The sequence below is a fragment of the Priestia megaterium NBRC 15308 = ATCC 14581 genome, assembly GCF_000832985.1.
Taxonomy (GTDB): domain Bacteria; phylum Bacillota; class Bacilli; order Bacillales; family Bacillaceae_H; genus Priestia; species Priestia megaterium.
In genome coordinates this window covers 1529685-1550064 of sequence record NZ_CP009920.1, presented here as the reverse complement: position 1 = coordinate 1550064, position 20380 = coordinate 1529685, and the positions used below count along the sequence as shown (strand labels likewise).

Here is a 20380-nt window from a genome sequence, read left to right as displayed (position 1 = left end):
TTTTTTACCTCTCTTCTCATAAAATTTCAAAAAAACGTTGACTTTTAAATTATATTTGAATATAATAAGTATTGTCTTTGATACACTTTAACATTATGTCCCAGTAGCTCAGCAGGATAGAGCAACGGCCTTCTAAGCCGTCGGTCGGGAGTTCGAATCTCTCCTGGGACGTCCAAAAAAAACGGTTTTTACTAAAAAGTAAAAACCGTTTTTTTTTTTTTTTTATCTTAAAAGTGAATGTTTGTTCATTCAGTGTGTACAAATGAACGTTTCAGAAAAACTTTTTTAACTGCTGTAAACCCTTATTACATCAATAATGAAAACGCATTCAAATATTCTGTTTAGTCTAAATTGTCTAAAAAAATCTTGAAAAGTGGTTGACTATGCATAGAAATGGGCGTAAGATAGTCCTCAAATATAAGTTTTCTAAAAATTTTAATTAATTGTAATTAATTTAAAATATGATGTGTAAAGCATTGTTCAAAAAGCATATAGCGTTTTAAAACGTTGAAGAGGATAAGTAGTTTTGATGTTTAGGTATCAACAGAGAGTCGGGTTGCTGGAAGCCGACGTTACCAACTCAAAATGAACTCACCTCAGAGTGTCACCCTGAAATTCAGTAAGGGTGACCGAGTGTACTTCCAAAGCACTCGTTATCAAAAAGAATGTACAGTATACATTCATAAGGTAATCATTACGATTACAAACGAGGGTGGTACCGCGTAAAGTACAAAAGACTTTTCGCCCCTTGACCTATATCATTTGATAGGGTCTATTTAGGGGTGAGAAGTCTTTTTTCTTTTATCTAGAAAACGAAAGGATGAGAAAAGTGGGAGCCAATATGCAAACGAAAGAACCTGTAAGCACTGGGGCAAAAATGAATGGAGCTGACATGTTGATTGAATCTCTAAGAAGAGAAAATGTTGACGTCATCTTCGGTTACCCAGGGGGAGCCGTTTTACCGATTTACGATAAGCTATATGGTTCAGGAATGTTTCACGTACTTGCTCGTCACGAACAAGGTGGAATTCACGCAGCAGAAGGGTACGCAAGAATTTCAGGCAAACCCGGTGTAGTTATCGCAACAAGTGGTCCTGGTGCAACAAATATCGTAACAGGTTTGGCAGATGCGATGATTGACTCACTTCCTTTAGTTGTTTTTACTGGTCAAGTAGCTTCAAGTGTAATTGGTTCTGACGCGTTCCAAGAAGCAGATGTATTAGGGATCACAATGCCAATTACAAAACATAGCTATCAAGTACGCAATATCAGCGATATGCCAAGAATCATCAAAGAGGCATTTCATATTGCGACAACAGGAAGACCTGGTCCAGTCTTAATCGACATTCCAAAAGATATGGCACAGGGTGATGGAACATTTAATTACGAAGGAGAAATTGATTTACCTGGCTATCAGCCAACTTATTTTCCAAATCAGCTGCAGGTTAAAAAATTAACAGACGCAGTAGCAGCTGCAAAACAACCTGTTATCTTAGCAGGTGCGGGAGTGTTATTGAGTAAAGGTTCAGAAGAATTAAAAAATTATGCTGAGCGTCAAAATATTCCCGTTATTAATACGCTTTTAGGATTGGGCTGTTTTCCTGCAGATCATCCGCTTCATTTGGGAATGGCTGGCATGCACGGAACGTACACAGCAAACATGGCAATTTATGAGAGTGACCTTCTCATTAGTATCGGTGCACGCTTTGATGACCGAGTAACAGGTAACTTAAAGCATTTTGCACCAAATGCAAAAATTGCTCACATTGACATCGACCCAGCGGAAATTGGAAAGAATGTTCCAACCAAGATTCCAATTGTTGGAGATGCAAAAGAAGTATTGAAGCAATTGCTTCTGCAAGAAGGAGAAGTTGGAGATTATACGAAATGGCATGAGAAATTAGCGGCGTGGAAGCAAGAATATCCATTATGGTATCAGAACTCAGCGGACGTGTTAAAACCACAAAAAGTAGTTGAGTTGCTTCACAAGTATACAAATGGAGATGCCGTGGTTACAACGGACGTTGGGCAACATCAAATGTGGGTAGCTCAATACTACACATTTAATAATCCAGATCGATGGGTAACTTCAGGTGGTCTTGGCACCATGGGCTTTGGATTACCTTCTGCAATCGGCGCTCAGCTAGCAAACAAAGATAAAACAGTTGTAGCAGTCGTTGGTGACGGTGGATTTCAAATGACGCTTCAAGAATTAGGAGTTATTAGAGAATTAAATTTACCTGTAAAAGTGGTTGTACTTAACAATCAGTCGCTTGGTATGGTTCGTCAGTGGCAGGAAATCTTCTATGAAGAACGCTACTCACACTCTTTAATTCCGAATCAGCCTAATTTAATGAAGCTTGCAGAAGCTTATGATATCAAAGGTTTACAAGCTTCTACTGAAGAAGAAGCGCATGCGGCTTTGAAAGAAGCAATGGAAACAGATGGACCTGTTCTACTAAATTTCTTTGTCGCACCTAAAGAAAACGTATATCCAATGGTTGCACCTGGAAAAGGATTACATGAAATGGTGGGGGTGAAACCATGAAGCGAATTATTACAGCAACTGTATTAAACCGTGCGGGCGTATTAAATCGCGTGACGGGGTTATTTACAAAAAGAAATTTCAATATTGAGAGTATTTCGGTAGGTCACACTGAATCTGAAGATGTATCACGCATGACGTTTGTTGTGAACGTAGAGCATGATAACGCTGCTGAACAAGTGATTAAGCAGTTAAATAAGCAGATTGACGTGTTGAAGGTTCAAGATATTACGGATCAAGCGGTGGTATCAAGAGAGCTTGCTTTAATGAAAGTAGCCTCTACCCCAGCGAGCCGTAACGAACTTTATGCAGTAATTGAACCTTTCCGTGCAACCATCATTGATGTAAGCCGCGACAGCTTAATTATTCAAGTAACAGGTGAATCCAGCAAGATTGAAGCGATGATTGATCTGCTTCAGCCTTATGGATTAAAAGAAGTAACGCGCACGGGCACAGTAGCTGTTCCGCGTGGTACGCAAAAAGCAGCGGCCAAACTTTCATCAATCATTTAATTCTAGCTAGTTACTAACCAAGTAAACTATATAAAACTATATAAACTAAGAGGAGAGATTTATTATGACAAAGGTATATTATAACGGAGATGCAAAGGATCAATTATTACAAGGTAAAACAGTAGCAATCGTAGGTTATGGCTCACAAGGTCACGCCCATGCACAAAACTTACGCGACAGCGGAGTAAACGTGGTAGTAGGATTACGTAAAGGTAAATCATGGGACCAAGCAGAGCAAGACGGTTTCACTGTATTATCTGTAAAAGATGCAGTTCAACAAGCAGAAGTAGTAATGGTATTACTTCCAGATGAGTATCAGCCAAAAGTTTATAACGAAGAAATTCTTCCAGGACTAAAACCAGGAAAATCTTTAGTATTTGCTCACGGTTTCAACATTCACTTTAACCAAATCGTAGCACCTGAATTTGTTGACGTATTCTTAGTAGCTCCAAAAGGCCCTGGTCACCTTGTAAGAAGAACGTATGAAGAAGGAGCTGGTGTACCGGCGTTATTCGCAGTATTCCAAGATGTAACTGGAGAAGCAAAAGACGTAGCGTTAGCTTATGCTAAAGCAATCGGTTCAGCTCGTGCGGGTGTATTAGAAACAACATTTAAAGAAGAAACAGAAACAGATCTTTTCGGTGAGCAAGCAGTACTTTGTGGTGGTTTAACTTCATTAGTTAAAGCTGGTTTTGAAACGCTTGTAGAAGCTGGCTACCAACCGGAAGTTGCATATTTTGAGTGCTTACACGAATTAAAATTAATTGTTGACCTTATGTATGAAGGCGGAATGGAAGGCATGCGTTATTCAATCTCTGATACAGCTCAATGGGGTGACTTCGTTTCAGGACCACGCGTTGTAGATGAGCGTTCAAAAGAACAAATGAAAAAAGTGCTTGAAGATATCCAAACAGGTAAATTTGCAAAAGGCTGGATCTTAGAAAACCAAGCAAATCGTCCAGAATTTACTGCTATCAATAACCGTGAAAATGAACATTTAATTGAAAAAGTTGGCGCTCAATTACGTGAAATGATGCCATTTGTTAAAAAACAAAAGAAAGAAGCGGTGATCGCTAGTGCAAAAAATTAAACTATTTGACACGACGCTACGCGATGGTGAACAGTCACCTGGAGTCAATTTGAACCTACAAGAAAAGCTTGAAATTGCTAAGCAGTTAGAGCGATTAGGTATCGACATCATTGAAGCCGGATTTCCCGCTTCTTCAAAAGGTGATTTTCAATCCGTAAAAGAAATTGCGTCTATTGTCAAAAATTCTTCTGTAACAGGTCTTGCAAGGTCTGTTACAAAAGATATTGACATTGCATGGGAAGCGTTAAAAGAAAGTGCAGAACCAAGACTGCATGTTTTTATCGCTACTTCCGAAATTCATATGCAGCATAAATTGAAAAAAACACCTGATGAAGTACTTGAAACAGCAGTGGAAATGGTGAAATACGCAAGTGAAAAATTCCCAGTTGTTCAATGGTCTGCTGAAGATGCATGTCGAACAGATTTACCGTTTTTAGCTAGAATTGTAGAAGCAGTTATTGATGCTGGTGCAAAAGTCGTTAATATTCCAGATACAGTAGGATTTATCACTCCTGGTGACTATCAATCAGTATTTAATTACTTAAAAGAACATGTGTCAAATATTCATAAAGTTGATTTGTCAGCTCACTGTCACGATGACTTAGGGCTAGCTGTGGCCAATTCAATGGCTGCGATTGAAGCAGGAGCTACTCAAATTGAAGGAACGATTAACGGAATCGGAGAACGTGCGGGTAACGCAGCTCTTGAAGAAGTAGCACTTGCGCTTCATGTCCGTCAAGATTTCTATCAAGCGAGCACAGGTCTTATCTTGCCTGAAATCAAGCGTACGAGTGACATTATCAGTAAGCTTACCGGGATGAATATTGCACCAAATAAAGCAATTGTCGGAAAAAATGCTTTTGCTCATGAATCAGGTATTCACCAAGATGGCGTCTTAAAAAATCCGTTAACATATGAGATTATTTCCCCAGAACTTGTGGGTGTTAAACAAAATCCAATTGTGCTTGGTAAACACTCAGGCCGTCATGCGTTCCGTACACGCTTAGTAGAGCTTGGATTCACATTGGAAGATACAGAAGCAAACGTGCTTTTTGAGAAGTTTAAAGACTTAGCAGATAAGAAAAAAGACATTACCGATGATGATTTATTGGCATTAGTCATTCAAAAGCAAGTTAGCAAAGAAAGTGAATATAAGCTTGAAAGTCTGCAAGTTCAGTATGGTACGAACAATATTCCAACGGCTACGATTACGCTTCGCAAAGAAAATGGCGAAGAGATTCAAGAAGCAGCTACCGGATCTGGAAGCGTGGAAGCTATCTATAATACGCTGCAGCGCTGTGTTGAACAAGATGTAAAACTATTAGACTATCGTATTCAGTCTATTAACGGTGGGCCGGATGCACTGGCTGAAGTATTTGTGAAGGTTGAAAGTGAAGGAACTGAAGCAAGCGGACGCGGAGTAGCATTTGACGTATTAGAATCGTCAGCGAAAGCATATCTGAACGCCATTAATCGTTTAATCGCTATTCAGCAGCATCGTACAAAGCAAGAAGTAATGTGAACTGAAGGGAGAGACCACCATGACAAAAAAAGTCGCTGTATTACCGGGTGACGGCGTAGGAACAGAAGTAACCAAAGGCGCTGTTGCCGTTTTAAAAGCAATTGGAGAGCGCTTTGATCATCAATTTGAGTTTACGTATGGACTAATTGGCGGAGCTGCAATTGATGAAGCGGGCACACCTCTTCCAGAAAGTACAATTGAGACTTGTAAGCAGGCGGATGCTGTATTACTTGGATCGGTGGGAGGGCCAAAATGGGATCGTAACCCTTCACATTTGCGACCGGAAAAAGGTTTGCTAGCTATTCGAAAAGAACTGGATTTATATGCTAATCTTCGTCCAGTGACGTTTTATGATAGCTTAGCGGATGCCTCTCCTCTGAAAAAAGAATACATTGAAGGTGTTGACTTCATTATCGTCCGTGAGCTAACAGGAGGCTTATATTTTGGTAAGCCTAGCGAGCGCCGAACAGAAGGAAATGAAGAAACAGTTGTCGACACATTATTTTATAAGCGTACAGAAATAGAAAGAATTATTCGCCAAGCATTTGACACGGCTGTAAATCGACGTAAAAAAGTAACGTCTGTTGATAAAGCGAATGTGCTTGAGTCTAGTAGAGTGTGGCGTGAAGTAGCTGAAGAAGTAGCAAAAGACTACCCGGATGTAGAGCTTGAGCATATGCTTGTAGATTCAGCTGCTATGCAGTTAATTCGTAATCCGAAGTATTTTGATGTAGTGGTAACTGAAAATATGTTTGGTGATATTTTGAGTGATGAGGCTTCTATGCTGACAGGATCGTTAGGAATGTTGCCATCTGCGAGCTTAACGGCTGATGGTCCGTCTCTATACGAACCGGTTCACGGTTCTGCACCAGATATTGCTGGTCAAAACAAAGCTAATCCGATTGCCGCTATTTTATCTGCAGCAATGTTGCTTAGACATTCGTTTGGATTAGAAAAAGAAGCAGCAGTGATTGAACAAGCGGTTGAAAGTGTATTACATGCAGGTCATCGAACAGCTGACTTAGCAGACGGTAATCATTATTTAGGTACCGATAAAATGGTGGAGGCGATAACTGCGGTAATTGCCAATGATTCTGCCATTTCAAGCATTATGACAGCTTACAGTTAATCATGCGTTTCTCACGTTTTGTGAGAAACGTTTTTCATAATCAGAAAGGAGGAGCAGTATGAAACCAAAAACAATTATTGATAAGCTTTGGGAACAACATGTTGTACGTCGAGAAGAGGGGAAGCCGGACTTATTATATATCGATCTTCATCTTATTCATGAAGTAACGTCTCCTCAAGCATTTGAAGGTCTTCGCGTGGCAAATCGCCAAGTGAAGCGTCCAGACTTAACGTTTGCTACAATGGATCACAACATTCCAACAGTTGACCGTTTTAATATTAAAGATCCGATTGCAAAGAAACAAGTAGACAAACTATCTGAAAACTGTCATGAGTTTGGTGTGAAGCTTTTAGATTTAACAAGTGAAGAGCAAGGAATTGTGCATATCATTGGACCGGAATTAGGATTAACTCAGCCTGGAAAAACCATTGTGTGCGGAGATAGTCATACATCTACTCACGGTGCATTTGGAGCGCTTGCTTTTGGGATAGGAACTAGTGAGGTAGAGCATGTTTTAGCAACACAAACGCTATGGCAAGCGAAACCAAAAACGCTACAAGTGAAAGTGAATGGCAAAAAGCAGCCTGGCGTTTATGCTAAGGACATTGTGTTAGCAATAATTCAAAAATTCGGTGTGAATTTTGGAACGGGTTCAATCGTGGAATTTACGGGCGAATGTATTCGCGATCTTTCAATGGAAGAGCGCATGACCATTTGTAATATGTCTATTGAAGCCGGTGCAAAAGCTGGTTTAATCAGTCCAGACGATGTCACGTTCTCTTATATTAAAGGACGTCAGTATGCTCCTAAAGGAGAACAGTTTGAAAAAGCAGTGGAAGCTTGGGCAGCTTTAGCAACAGATGAAGGTGCAACGTACGATGAAACGCTGGAAATTGATGCAGATACAATTGAACCTGTTGTAACATGGGGAACAAACCCGGCGATGAGTTCTTATGTTAGCAAGCAAGTTCCTACATTAGAAGAGTGTAAAACAGAAGCTGAGAGAAAGTCTTTGTCACGAGCACTTGAGTATATGGGCTTACAGCCTGGTATGGCAATAGAAGAGATTCCAGTTCAGCATGTATTTATCGGTTCATGTACGAATGCTCGTTTGTCTGATCTTCGTGACGTGGCAGCCTTTATTAAAGGAAAGAAAGTGTCACCAGATGTGCGAGCGATCATTGTACCAGGTTCTCAAAAAGTAAAGCGAGTGGCTGAAGAAGAAGGGTTATCTGCTATTTTTATTGAAGCAGGTTTTGATTGGAGAGACTCAGGCTGCAGCATGTGTCTAGGCATGAACTCTGACTTAGTTCCACAAGGCGAACACTGTGCGTCCACTTCTAACCGGAATTTTGAAGGACGTCAAGGAAAAGGCGCCAGAACGCATTTAGTAAGCCCGGTAATGGCAGCAGCGGCAGCGGTATATGGACATTTTGTTGATGTACGCAAACTACAAGAACAAGCGGTGCGATAAGGAGGAGAACACAGATGAATGCTTTTACAATCCATACAGGGAAAGTAGCAGGTCTCGACCGAGCAAACGTAGATACTGATCAAATTATCCCAAAGCAATTTTTGAAAAGAATTGAGCGTACTGGCTTTGGCCAATTTCTATTTTTTGATTGGCGATATAATGAAGATGAGACGTTAAATGAAACGTTTGAATTAAATCAGCCTCAAAATCAAGGAGCAACAATTCTTGTAGCTGACGAGAACTTCGGATGTGGTTCGTCACGTGAACACGCGCCATGGGCGCTTTTAGACTACGGGTTTCGTGCTATTATCGCACCTTCATTTGCGGATATTTTTAAACAAAACTGTCTAAAAAATGGTATTTTACCTATTGTTTTACCAAAAGAAGATGTTTCCTATTTAATGAAAGAGTCTCAAAGTGCTTCTTACGCCTGTACAATCGATCTTCATCAGCAAAAAATTACCGATGAAGCAGGTTTTGAACGTACGTTTGATATCAATGGTCATTGGAAATATATGCTTGTTAACGGATATGATGAAATTGGCTATACGCTTTCTTTTGAAGACGACATTTCTGCTTATGAAGCAAAAACGGTAAGATATTAACCAAAAATCGAGCAAAATTATGATTTTGCTCGATTTTTTTGCGTTCCGTTAACCGAATTGCTAAACTGTAAAGCAAATGGACCGCGAAGTGGGGAGAAAACATGTCGAATGAACAACAAAACAAAATTGTAGCTTTTCCTCTATTAAAAGAACGGTTGGTTGAAAAAGCTACAGATCATATGCAGCACAAGCAATTTCAAGAAGCACTTCCTTTATTTGAGCAGGCCTACGAACTTGATAATAAGCATCATGAAATCTTGCTTGGCCTTGTTATTTGTCACGTGGAGCTCGGTGATGCAGGCATAGCTAAAGAATTATGTGAGCAAATGCTGAAAGAAGATATTGGCGATTATTATCATAATTTGCAAATGTACCTCATGGTGTTAATTCAGCTTGGTCACTATCATGAAGGATATGTCACTCTACAAGCAGTTATTCAAGAACACAAACTCCCTTCTGAACATGCTGAACAGCTTTATCAGCTGTTGGAGTTCTGCAAGAATAGAATGAATCAAGAACAAGTCATAGAAGAACAAACAGAAGAAGAACAGCTAGAGCAGTTTAAATCATTCACAGCTCTAGACAATATTCAGGATCAGCTTGAATGGGTTCATTCATTAAAAACAAAGAGAATTGAAAAGCAGCGCGTCTTTCTGGAACAGCTATTTTCATCTGAAGCTGTTCACCCTATCGTAAAAACAGTCGCTTTAAAAACAGTTATGGAAGAAGAAGTAGACATTGATTTTATGATTACTAAGTTTGGAGAGACGAAAAAAGTAAATGCGCTTCAGCTTCAACGAACAACACCGTATTTGTTTGCCGAGCAAGTAGAAGCACAGCTGACGGAAAAGCTGGAGCATGAAAATCCTACATTGTTGCAGGTTGCCGTTGAAATATGGCAGCGTCATTTATTTATTACATTTCCGTTTTTACCGGGTGATAATGTAAAACTTTGGACGGCAGCGGTGTATGCTGTTAGTCTGATGATGCAAGGAGAAGAGTCAGATGCAGCTGTAGCAGAGGAAGACGGAAGTTTCTCCGCAGCTGAATTAAGAAAGGCAATTAAAGAGCTAAAAGAAATTGAAGAAATTTCTTTTATATAAAATGTGGTGTTTAGTTGAAACGTCATTGTTGTATGTTATAATATAATGGTTGTAAAATGCACTTAAATACGTATAGTAGAATTTCATCTTTACATTACATTCCTACTTACTTTAAAGTAATAGGGAGTTAAATAGATAATGATTGAGGGTTGAACTGATAGGCTATCTGCATTATCTAGTTTAGAAATCACTACTTAAAATGATTTTGGAGGGAAACATTCATGTCTGCAAAATGGGAAAAACAAGAAGGAAATCAAGGCGTTTTAACAGTAGAAGTTGAAGCTGCTGAGTTTGATAAAGCCTTAGATAAAGCATTCACAAAAGTTGTAAAACAAGTAAACGTACCAGGGTTCCGTAAAGGTAAAATGCCTCGTCCACTTTTCGAAAAACGTTTTGGCGTAGAATCTTTATATCAAGATGCACTAGACATCTTATTACCTGAAGCTTACAGCAATGCAATTGTTGAAGCTGGTATCGAGCCGGTTGATCGTCCAGAAATCGATGTTGAAACAATCGAAAAAGGACAACCTCTAGTTTTCACTGCTAAAGTAACTGTTAAGCCTGAAGTTAAATTAGGCGAATACAAAAACTTAGAAGTAGAAAAAGTAGATACAACTGTAACAGATGAAGACGTTGAAGCTGAATTAAAAACACTTCAAGAGCGTCACGCTGAACTAGTTGTTAAAGAAGAAGGAACTGTAGCTGAAGGTGATACAGCTGTAATCGACTTTGAAGGTTTCGTTGATGGCGAAGCATTCGAAGGCGGAAAAGGCGAAAACTATTCTTTAGAAATCGGTTCTAACACATTCATCCCTGGCTTTGAAGAGCAACTAGTTGGTCTTGAAGTAGGCGCTGAAAAAGAAGTGGAAGTAACATTCCCTGAAGAGTATCACGCTGAAGAGCTAGCTGGTAAAGCTGCTAAATTCAAAGTGAAATTACACGAAATCAAATCTAAAGAGCTTCCAGCTTTAGACGATGAGTTTGCAAAAGACGTAGATGAAGAAGTAGAAACTTTAGAAGCGTTAAAAGCAAAAACAAAAGAAAAATTACAAAGCGATAAAGAGAATCAAGCGGAATCAGCTCTTCGCGACACTTTAGTAGAAAAAGCTGCTGAAAACGCTGAAGTAGAAATTCCAGAAGCAATGTTCAACACTGAAATGGATCGTATGATGCAAGAGTTTGAACAACGTTTACAAATGCAAGGTCTTAACCTTGAACTTTACTTCCAATTCTCAGGTCAAGATGAAAAAGCTCTTCGCGACCAAATGCGTCCGGATGCTGAAAAGCGTGTGAAAATCAACTTAACGCTAGAAGCTATTTCAAAAGCTGAAAATCTTGAAGTAAGCGAAGAAGAAGTAGAAAAAGAATTAGAAAACATGGCAGGAATGTACAACATGCCTGTCGAAGAAATTAAGAAAGTGCTTGGCAGTCTTGATAGCATTAAAGAAGACATGAAAGTACGTAAAGCAGTTGAATTTCTTGTAGAAAACAGCAAAGCTGTTGCATAATAGTAAGTAAGAAACAAGGCGCGACTTGATCGTGCCTTGTTTTATAAACTTCAATAGTTTTTTTATATCATAACCAACACCGTAGAAGCAGCTTTAACCCATTGTTTGAAATCCGTGGTTATGAAATAGGCCCAATAAGAGGACACTATATAATAGCAGATCTCCATTCTGTTATGCTCATCAACAACATATACATAAAACGTTTTAGTATCTATTCAAGAAAATGTATGGTAAAATGCAATACAAATCTTTTCATAGCGCTTTTACTATGTAATAAAGAGGGGCATTTACCTACAAATAGATGAGTTGTTCATGTGGTTGGGCTATAGCGCGGATAGAAATCAGCTTCGAGCACTTTAGTAAATACTACAAGGGGTGAAAATTATGTTTAAATTTAACGATGAAAAAGGGCAGTTAAAATGCTCATTTTGTGGTAAAACACAAGAACAAGTACGCAAGTTAGTTGCGGGTCCAGGTGTTTACATATGCGATGAATGTATTGAACTTTGCACGGAAATCGTAGAAGAAGAGTTAGGTACAGAAGAAGAAGTAGAATTTAAAGATGTACCAAAACCAAAAGAAATTCGTGACATTTTAGATGAGTATGTAATTGGTCAAGAGGATGCGAAAAAATCGTTATCCGTTGCGGTATACAACCATTACAAACGAATCAATTCAAACAGCAAAATTGATGACGTTGAGTTATCAAAAAGTAATATTGCATTAATTGGACCTACAGGAAGTGGTAAAACTTTACTAGCTCAAACATTGGCTCGTATTTTAAACGTACCGTTTGCGATTGCAGATGCAACATCTCTAACAGAAACGGGTTATGTAGGAGAAGATGTTGAAAACATCTTATTAAAATTAATTCAATCAGCTGATTACGATGTGGAGAAAGCTGAAAAAGGTATCATCTACATCGATGAAATTGATAAAGTAGCGCGTAAGTCTGAAAACCCATCTATTACACGTGATGTATCAGGTGAAGGTGTGCAGCAGGCTCTTCTTAAAATCTTAGAAGGTACTGTAGCAAGCGTTCCTCCTCAAGGTGGACGTAAACACCCTCATCAAGAATTTATTCAAATTGATACAACAAATATCTTATTTATTTGCGGTGGTGCATTTGACGGAATCGAACCTATTATTAAGCGCCGTCTAGGTAAAAAAGTAATTGGTTTCGGTTCAGAAACAAAACAACAAGACTTTACAGAAAAAGAGTTACTAGCAAAAGTATTACCGGAAGATTTATTAAAATTTGGTTTAATTCCAGAGTTTATTGGTCGTTTACCGGTTACTGCTAGCTTAGTGCCTCTTGATGAAGAAGCGCTAGTTGAGATTTTAACAAAACCGAAAAATGCACTAGTGAAACAATATCAAAAAATGCTTGAACTTGATGACGTTGAACTTGAGTTCGAAGACGAGGCTTTAGTAGAAATTTCTAAAAAAGCAATCGAGCGTAAAACAGGTGCTCGTGGTCTACGTTCAATCATTGAAGGTATTATGTTAGATGTAATGTTTGATCTTCCTTCACGTGATGATATTACAAAATGTATTATCACAGGTGAAACTGTTCGTGATCAAGCGGCTCCTAAGTTCGTATTAGAAGACGGATCTACTATTCAAGAAGGCAGCAAAACATCAGCATAAAAAAAGCCGGGTACTCAATTTGAGTACCCGGCTTTTTTCTGGTGATGAAGCACAACTAAATTTTACTTTTTACTAGAATCTTGTTTATTCCTACTGCTGCAGGGAGATAATAACTGATAATTATCTTACTAAACTGCGCAGGAGGTTTATCTATGAACTGGACGAATATTGCCTTAATGGTCCAACTCTTTTTTGGTATCATCATTGGCTTATATTTTTGGAATTTATTACGCAATCAGCGTACGCAAAAAGTCTCAATTGACCGGGATTCAAAGAAAGAAATGGAGCAATTGCAGAAAATGAGAGCCATCTCTTTAACTGAGCCGCTTGCCGAACGTGTGAGGCCGTCTAGCTTCTCCGATATTGTCGGACAAGAGGATGGAATTCGGTCACTAAAGGCTGCCCTTTGCGGTCCTAATCCACAGCACGTGATTGTATACGGGCCGCCTGGAGTAGGAAAAACCGCAGCAGCACGTTTAGTGTTAGAAGAAGCAAAAAAAAATAAAAAATCACCTTTCAAACAATCGGCTGTATTTGTAGAGTTAGATGCAACTACGGCGCGTTTTGATGAGCGAGGCATTGCTGATCCTTTGATTGGGTCTGTTCATGATCCTATTTACCAAGGAGCAGGTGCCATGGGCCAAGCTGGAATTCCGCAGCCAAAACAAGGAGCGGTTACAGATGCACACGGGGGAATTTTATTTATTGATGAAATTGGAGAGCTCCATCCTATTCAGATGAATAAGCTGTTAAAGGTTCTAGAAGATCGAAAAGTGTTTATGGAAAGCGCCTATTACAGCGAAGAAAACACACAAATCCCAACACATATTCACGATATTTTTCAAAATGGGTTGCCAGCAGACTTTCGTTTGATTGGTGCGACGACTAGAACGCCTAATGAAATTCCGCCTGCCATCCGTTCCAGGTGCGTAGAGGTATTTTTCCGTGAGCTTGATCGCGACGAAATTATTACAGTTGCAAAAAAAGCAGCAAATAAAGTAAGAATGGATATATCAGAAGAAGGTTTATCTCTGTTTTCTACATATGCACGCAATGGACGTGAAACGGTTAATATGATGCAAATTGCGGCTGGATTAGCGATATCAGAGGAACGAACGGACATTAAAAATGAAGATATTGAATGGATTGTTCATTCTAGTCAACTATCTCCAAGGCACGATCCGAAAATTGCAGATGAGGAAAAAGTGGGACTTATTAATGGATTAGCAGTGTACGGGCCCAACTCTGGAGCACTTTTAGAAATTGAAGTCAAAGCGATTCCTGCAAAAGAGAAAGGGAACATTATTATTACAGGTATCGTTGAAGAGGAAAGTATAGGGACTCAAGGGAAGTCTATTCGCCGTAAAAGTATGGCTAAAAGCTCAATTGAAAATGTCATAACGGTTCTTCGTTCCATGGATGTTCCAGCCGATGAGTATGATATTCATGTAAACTTTCCGGGGGGCGTGCCAATTGATGGGCCTTCTGCTGGTATTGCGATGGCAACAGGTATCTACTCAGCGATTTATGAAGTGCCAATTAAACATACGGTAGCAATGACAGGAGAAATTGGTCTGCACGGTAACGTAAAGCCAATTGGCGGTGTGATTCCAAAAATCAAGGCAGCAAAACAAGCAGGCGTTCAGACGGTGATTGTACCAAAGGAAAATATGAATGCAATGGTAGAAAAGGTAAAAGGTATCGATATTATTCCTGTCCATCATTTAACAGAGGTGTTTGAACAAGCGCTATTGTCTGTACATGAGCATGTTGCACATTTGTCGGTAGATCCAGCTATTTCAACTAGAGAATCTAGCTAATTCTATCATGATAATTAAAAATTAATGGTCAGATGAATATTCATCGCCTTTTTCGCGTATAAAACCTTTATACACAGCCAACGAAAAAGGCGTTTTTTTATGAAAAGAGCTTAAAAAGATATATTTTGCCTTTTAATTCTTTCTCATGGTACAATTAGTAATTACTATTGTTAGACATGTGTATACAAATGAGATAAAATTGTTAAAAGAATTCACACTTTACATACTTTAATTGACGAGCATTGGAGGTGTTCATTGCATGGCAGAAAAAGAAAAATTGACAATGCCGCTATTGCCTTTACGAGGTTTGATCGTCTATCCGACAATGGTGCTTCATTTAGATGTTGGGCGAGATAAATCTGTGCAAGCATTAGAAAAAGCAATGATGGATGATCACTTAGTTTGTTTAGTATCACAAAAAGATATGGGTATCGATGAACCAACAAAAGAGGATTTATATAGAACCGGTACGTTAGCAAAAATTAAACAAATGCTAAAGTTGCCAAATGGAACGATGCGCGTCTTAGTAGAAGGACTAAATCGCGTAACCGTTACAGAATTTGAAGATAGTGAAGAATATTTTGTTGTGCACGTGGAAAAGCAAAACGAAGAACATCAGGTTGATGTAGAAGATAAAGCGCTGATGCGCACGCTTTTAGACTATTTCGAACAATACATAAAACTTTCCAAAAAGGTGTCCGTTGAAACTCTTTCAACCGTAAGCGATATTGAAGAACCAGGAAGATTAGCGGATATTGTAGCCTCTCATTTACCAATAAAAATTCAGCTTAAACAAGAAATTTTAGAAATAACTGATGTGAAAGAAAGATTAAATACGATCATTTCTCATATTCAAGACGAGCAAGAAGTTTTGCAGCTGGAGAAAAAAATTGGACAGCGTGTAAAGAAATCAATGGAACGCACTCAGAAAGAGTATTATCTTCGTGAGCAAATGAAGGCGATTCAAAAAGAGCTTGGAGACAAAGAAGGAAAGACGGGAGAGGTAGCAACACTTCGCGAAAAAATTGAAGCAAGTGGGATGACGGACCACGTCAAACAAGTGGCGTTTAAAGAATTGGATCGCTATGAAAAAATTCCTGCTACCTCCGCTGAAAGCTCAGTCATTCGAAATTATATCGAGTGGTTGATTGCGCTACCTTGGACAAATGAAACGGAAGATACGCTCAATATTCATAATGCTGAACAAGTGCTGAACGATGAGCACTATGGCCTTGAAAAAGTGAAGGAACGCGTATTAGAATATCTAGCTGTGCAGCAGTTGACAAAATCTCTTAAAGGTCCTATTTTATGTTTAGCAGGACCTCCTGGCGTAGGGAAAACATCCCTAGCCCGTTCAATTGCTACGTCTCTAGATCGTCATTTTGTACGAGTGTCTCTAGGCGGCGTGAGAGATGAGTCAGAAATCCGCGGTCATCGTCGCACGTACGTGGGAGCTATGCCTGGACGCATTATTCAAGGAATGAAAAAAGCGGGAACGATTAATCCGGTATTTCTGCTTGATGAAATCGATAAAATGTCAAATGATTTCCGTGGAGACCCATCTTCTGCTTTGTTAGAAGTATTGGATCCTGAACAAAACCATAATTTCAGCGATCACTATATAGAAGAAACGTATGATTTATCAAAAGTGATGTTCGTGGCTACAGCTAATAACTTAGCTACGATTCCAGGGCCGCTGCGCGATCGAATGGAAATTATTCAAATTGCTGGTTACACGGAGCTGGAAAAGCTTGAAATCGCGAAGCGTCACCTATTGCTGCGCCAGCTAGAAAATCACGGATTGCAAAAGGGCAATTTGCAGATTCGTGATGACGCATTAACAGCAATCATCCGTTTATATACGAGAGAAGCTGGTGTTCGTAACCTTGAACGCGAAATTGCTTCCATTTGTCGAAAAGCAGCTCGTATCGTAGTCTCTGGCGAGAAAAAACGCGTGGTGGTGACGGCCAAAACGCTTGAAGAATTCCTTGGTAAGCCTAGGTTCCGTTACGGACAGGCTGAGACGGAAGATCAAGTCGGCGTTGCTACAGGTCTTGCTTACACAACTGTAGGAGGAGACACGCTAGCCATTGAAGTAAGCTTGTCCCCTGGTAAAGGAAGACTAGTGCTAACTGGAAAGCTTGGAGACGTGATGAAAGAATCAGCTCAGGCAGCATTTAGCTACGTGCGTTCAAATGCAGAGAAACTAGGAATTGATGAAAAGTTTTATGAAAAACATGATATTCATATCCATGTTCCAGAAGGAGCTGTACCAAAGGATGGACCTTCTGCAGGAATTACCATTGCCACTGCTCTAGTATCAGCACTAACGGGTAAACCGGTGCGTAGAGAAGTAGGAATGACAGGAGAAATTACACTAAGAGGTCGCGTATTACCAATCGGCGGTTTAAAAGAAAAGTCACTTAGTGCACATCGTGCCGGATTAACTAAAATATTAATCCCTCATGATAATGAACGTGATATTGAAGATATCCCTGACAGTGTACAAGAGGAATTAGACATCGTTCTTGTGTCACATGTGGACCAAGTATTGGAACATGCGCTAGTAGGAGAGGTAAAATGAAAGTAACTCAAGCCGATATTGTCATCAGTGCTGTACGCCCTGAACAATATCCTAAAGAAAACCTGCCAGAGTTTGCGTTAGCAGGCCGTTCAAATGTAGGAAAATCATCTTTTATTAATAAGATGCTCAATCGCAAAAGCTTAGCGCGTACGTCGTCTAAGCCTGGAAAAACTCAAACGCTTAACTTCTTTTTAATTAATGAAATCCTTCACTTTGTAGACGTACCTGGCTACGGATTTGCAAAAGTGTCTAAAAAAGAGCGTGAAGCATGGGGGAAAATGATTGAAACGTATTTAACAAATCGTGAGCAGCTTAAAGCTGTGTTAATGATTGTTGATCTACGCCATGCACCTTCAAAGGATGACGTTATGATGTATGAGTTTTTGAAGCACCATGACCTTCCCGTTATGGTTATCGCGACGAAAGCTGATAAAATTCCTAAAGGGAAATGGCAAAAGCACTTAAAAGTAGTGAGAGAAACGCTGGACTTGGATCCAAATGATGAATTAATTCATTTCTCATCTGAAACAGGTGAAGGAAAAGATAAAGCGTGGAAATCTTTGCAGTATCGCATGACTCACTAAACAAAGGAATAGAAGCTAAAAAAATGGAACGTTTATCATCACTCTAACAGGAAGTGAGTCAAACGTTCCATTTTTTTAACTTGTTTACATAGATTACTTTCGTTTGAAAAATAATAAATATAGCCCAACTAGTAACAATAAAATAGGCCAGAAGGTTGTTAAATAATTTACGCCGTCTTCAACTTTTGGCAAAAATAGTTTAAGACGGTCTGAAAACATCATTAAAATGGCAATAATTAAAAGGGTGCCGCCTTGGAAAAAGCCTGATTTGGCTTTTCTAGCACTAAGTAAAAAGCTAATGGCCACCATAAAAACGACCATGCTAATATTCGTAGGCCAAAAGGGAATTTGTTCACTTACATAGAAATGAATACCTAAAGTGATTAATATGTAGCTTGCAAGCAAGTTTGAATGATCTTGAGATAAAGCAGACTCAGTTAACAGGGCTGCTCCTATTAAAATTAACAGTACAGGCCACGTGTATACCTTTGCTGCAATGCTCATATGTAGTTCATTCAGTAAGAAAAAGATTCCAAATCCAACTAGTAAGACACCAAAAAACATTGATTGCTTTTTCATAGTAACCTCCAGGTGTTTCAAAACAGAAAACGTGATAAAACGCTGCTTTTTTGATACAATTTATTACGGAATAACAGTTAATATCTTAACACATGTTTTCAAAGACTGTTCACATTTTTTTTTCGAATGACTTATAGAACATGTTATAATAGTTAGAGATAAGGCGAAGCTTACACCTGTGTAATGTACGCCGCTTTTTACGAATAGTAGAATGAAGAACGCCGGATTTTACGGGCAGTTATCTCACTGTAGCTCTTTGGGAATTTAGGGGTTACTGCCCGTCAAATTCGGATAAATAAGCACATTTCAATTATAGGGGGTATGTACAAATGCATATTATAGCAGTCGGCTTAAACTTTCGAACAGCCCCTGTTGAAATAAGAGAAAAGCTTAGTTTTAATGAGCAAGAACTAGCATCTGCCATGAAAACGTTAAGCGGCCAAAAAAGTATTTTGGAAAACATCATTGTTTCAACATGCAATCGTACGGAAATTTATGCTGTTGTTGATCAATTACACACGGGCCGTTATTATGTAAAAGCATTTTTAGCTGAATGGTTCGGAATAGATAAAGAAGAGTTTTCGCCTTATTTAACCATCTATGAAAATGATGGAGCCATCGAACATTTATACCGAGTAGCATGTGGATTAGATTCAATGGTGATTGGTGAAACACAAATTCTTGGACAAGTGCGTTCAAGCTTTTTGCTTGCTCAAGAAGAAGAAACAATTGGAACGGTTTTTAATCAGCTGTTTAAACAAGCTGTGACATTAGCCAAAAAAGCTCATCATGAAACAGAAATTGGTGCAAATGCAGTTTCTGTCAGCTATGCAGCCGTAGAGCTTGCTAAAAAGATTTTTGGAGATTTATCGTCCAAACATGTGTTGATTCTTGGTGCGGGAAAAATGGGTCAGCTTGCCGTACAGAATTTATATGGCAGCGGAGCTAAAAAAGTAACGGTAGTGAATCGAACATTTGAAAAGGCACAAGAGCTAGCAAACCGTTTTTCTGGAGAAGCCAAACCATTTGCTGATCTTCAACATGCTTTAAGCGAAGCAGATATCTTAATTAGTTCAACAGGGGCTAATGACTATGTAGTAACGAAACAAATGATGAGTGAAGCCGAGCGTACGCGTAAAGGTCGTCCATTGTTTATGGTAGACATCGCCGTTCCACGTGACTTAGATCCAGAACTAGATGAGCTAGAGACGGTCTTTTTATATGATATCGACGATTTAAACGGGATTGTAGAAACCAATTTGCAAGAGCGTCAAAAAGCTGCGGATGAAATTGAAATTATGCTTGAAGCTGAAATTGTTGCTTTCAAGTCTTGGCTTGGTACATTAGGCGTTGTGCCTGTTATTTCTGCACTTCGTCAAAAAGCACTTACCATTCAAGCTGAAACGATGAAAAGCATTGATCGTAAGCTCCCAGATTTATCTGAGCGCGAGCGCAAAGTTTTAAATAAACATACAAAAAGTATAATTAATCAACTTCTTCGCGATCCAATTTTATACGCGAAAGAATTGGCTGGAGAGAAACATGCTGAAGAGTCTTTAGAGCTGTTCATGAAGATTTTTAATATTGAACAGGAAGTTGCTTTGCAAAAAGAAAAAGAAGAGCAGCTTCATACATCGATTACGTCTCATTCAGTAGCTTATCAGTCTTAAGTGAG

15 protein-coding genes, 1 tRNA gene and 1 other annotated feature are annotated in these 20380 nt (G+C 39.1%); of the genes, 15 read left to right on the top strand and 1 reads right to left on the bottom strand.

The genetic code is table 11. The features are described 5' to 3' along the window. Window positions 1-97 precede the first annotated feature (97 nt). The 14 genes from BG04_RS08560 to yihA all read left to right on the top strand — a co-directional run bounded on the left by BG04_RS08560 (window position 98) and on the right by yihA (window position 18126). Window positions 98-171 (top strand) — tRNA-Arg (locus BG04_RS08560). A gap of 327 nt (window positions 172-498) precedes the next feature. Continuing rightward, window positions 499-752, top strand: a binding site (T-box leader). A 68-nt stretch (window positions 753-820) separates the two neighbouring features. Next, a complete protein-coding gene (gene ilvB, locus BG04_RS08555) occupies window positions 821-2548 on the top strand; it encodes an acetolactate synthase large subunit (RefSeq protein ID WP_211186082.1) in 1728 nt (575 codons plus the stop codon). Continuing rightward, window positions 2545-3057, top strand: coding sequence for an acetolactate synthase small subunit (gene ilvN / locus BG04_RS08550; protein ID WP_013059375.1), 513 nt, complete (start codon window positions 2545-2547; stop codon window positions 3055-3057). The genes ilvB and ilvN overlap by 4 nt, the downstream gene beginning before the upstream one ends. A gap of 64 nt (window positions 3058-3121) precedes the next feature. Further along, on the top strand, window positions 3122-4147 hold the full coding sequence (ilvC, locus tag BG04_RS08545) for a ketol-acid reductoisomerase (RefSeq protein WP_013085141.1): 1026 nt from the start codon (window positions 3122-3124) through the stop codon (window positions 4145-4147). Then, the gene (locus BG04_RS08540; RefSeq protein ID WP_016765669.1) at window positions 4134-5669 is read left to right on the top strand and encodes a 2-isopropylmalate synthase; all 1536 of its coding nucleotides are present in this window, start codon (window positions 4134-4136) and stop codon (window positions 5667-5669) included. Before ilvC ends, BG04_RS08540 begins: the two co-directional genes overlap by 14 nt. 19 nt (window positions 5670-5688) lie before the next feature. After that, a complete protein-coding gene (gene leuB, locus BG04_RS08535; RefSeq protein ID WP_013059372.1) occupies window positions 5689-6798 on the top strand; it encodes a 3-isopropylmalate dehydrogenase in 1110 nt (369 codons plus the stop codon). Window positions 6799-6856: 58 nt separating this feature from the next. Then, a complete protein-coding gene (leuC, locus tag BG04_RS08530) occupies window positions 6857-8272 on the top strand; it encodes a 3-isopropylmalate dehydratase large subunit (protein ID WP_013059371.1) in 1416 nt (471 codons plus the stop codon). A gap of 14 nt (window positions 8273-8286) precedes the next feature. Beyond that, window positions 8287-8877 carry a 3-isopropylmalate dehydratase small subunit gene (gene leuD / locus BG04_RS08525; protein WP_013059370.1) on the top strand — a complete coding sequence of 197 codons (591 nt, stop codon included), beginning with the start codon at window positions 8287-8289 and terminating at the stop codon, window positions 8875-8877. Window positions 8878-8978: 101 nt separating this feature from the next. Continuing rightward, window positions 8979-9980, top strand: coding sequence for a tetratricopeptide repeat protein (locus BG04_RS08520; RefSeq protein WP_034648738.1), 1002 nt, complete (start codon window positions 8979-8981; stop codon window positions 9978-9980). Window positions 9981-10201: 221 nt separating this feature from the next. Further along, window positions 10202-11488 carry a trigger factor gene (gene tig / locus BG04_RS08515; protein ID WP_016765666.1) on the top strand — a complete coding sequence of 429 codons (1287 nt, stop codon included), beginning with the start codon at window positions 10202-10204 and terminating at the stop codon, window positions 11486-11488. Between the two features lie 384 nt (window positions 11489-11872). Continuing rightward, window positions 11873-13138 (top strand): ATP-dependent protease ATP-binding subunit ClpX, encoded by a 1266-nt coding sequence (gene clpX, locus BG04_RS08510; RefSeq protein ID WP_034648740.1) that lies wholly within the window; start codon window positions 11873-11875, stop codon window positions 13136-13138. Between the two features lie 152 nt (window positions 13139-13290). After that, window positions 13291-14958 (top strand): ATP-dependent protease LonB, encoded by a 1668-nt coding sequence (gene lonB / locus BG04_RS08505; protein ID WP_013085136.1) that lies wholly within the window; start codon window positions 13291-13293, stop codon window positions 14956-14958. Window positions 14959-15217: 259 nt separating this feature from the next. Next, a complete protein-coding gene (gene lon / locus BG04_RS08500) occupies window positions 15218-17542 on the top strand; it encodes an endopeptidase La (RefSeq protein WP_016765665.1) in 2325 nt (774 codons plus the stop codon). Further along, complete coding sequence (gene yihA, locus BG04_RS08495; RefSeq protein WP_013059364.1) at window positions 17539-18126, top strand: ribosome biogenesis GTP-binding protein YihA/YsxC; 588 nt, start codon at window positions 17539-17541, stop codon at window positions 18124-18126. The genes lon and yihA overlap by 4 nt, the downstream gene beginning before the upstream one ends. A gap of 93 nt (window positions 18127-18219) precedes the next feature. On the opposite strand, the gene BG04_RS08490 is transcribed toward yihA, so the two are convergent. Further along, on the bottom strand, window positions 18220-18705 hold the full coding sequence (locus BG04_RS08490; RefSeq protein ID WP_013059363.1) for a LiaF transmembrane domain-containing protein: 486 nt from the start codon (window positions 18703-18705) through the stop codon (window positions 18220-18222). Window positions 18706-19034: 329 nt separating this feature from the next. Here BG04_RS08490 and hemA point away from each other — a divergent pair, with 329 nt between their 5' ends. Then, window positions 19035-20375 (top strand): glutamyl-tRNA reductase, encoded by a 1341-nt coding sequence (gene hemA / locus BG04_RS08485; RefSeq protein WP_034648743.1) that lies wholly within the window; start codon window positions 19035-19037, stop codon window positions 20373-20375. The last annotated feature ends 5 nt before the right edge of the window (window positions 20376-20380 follow it).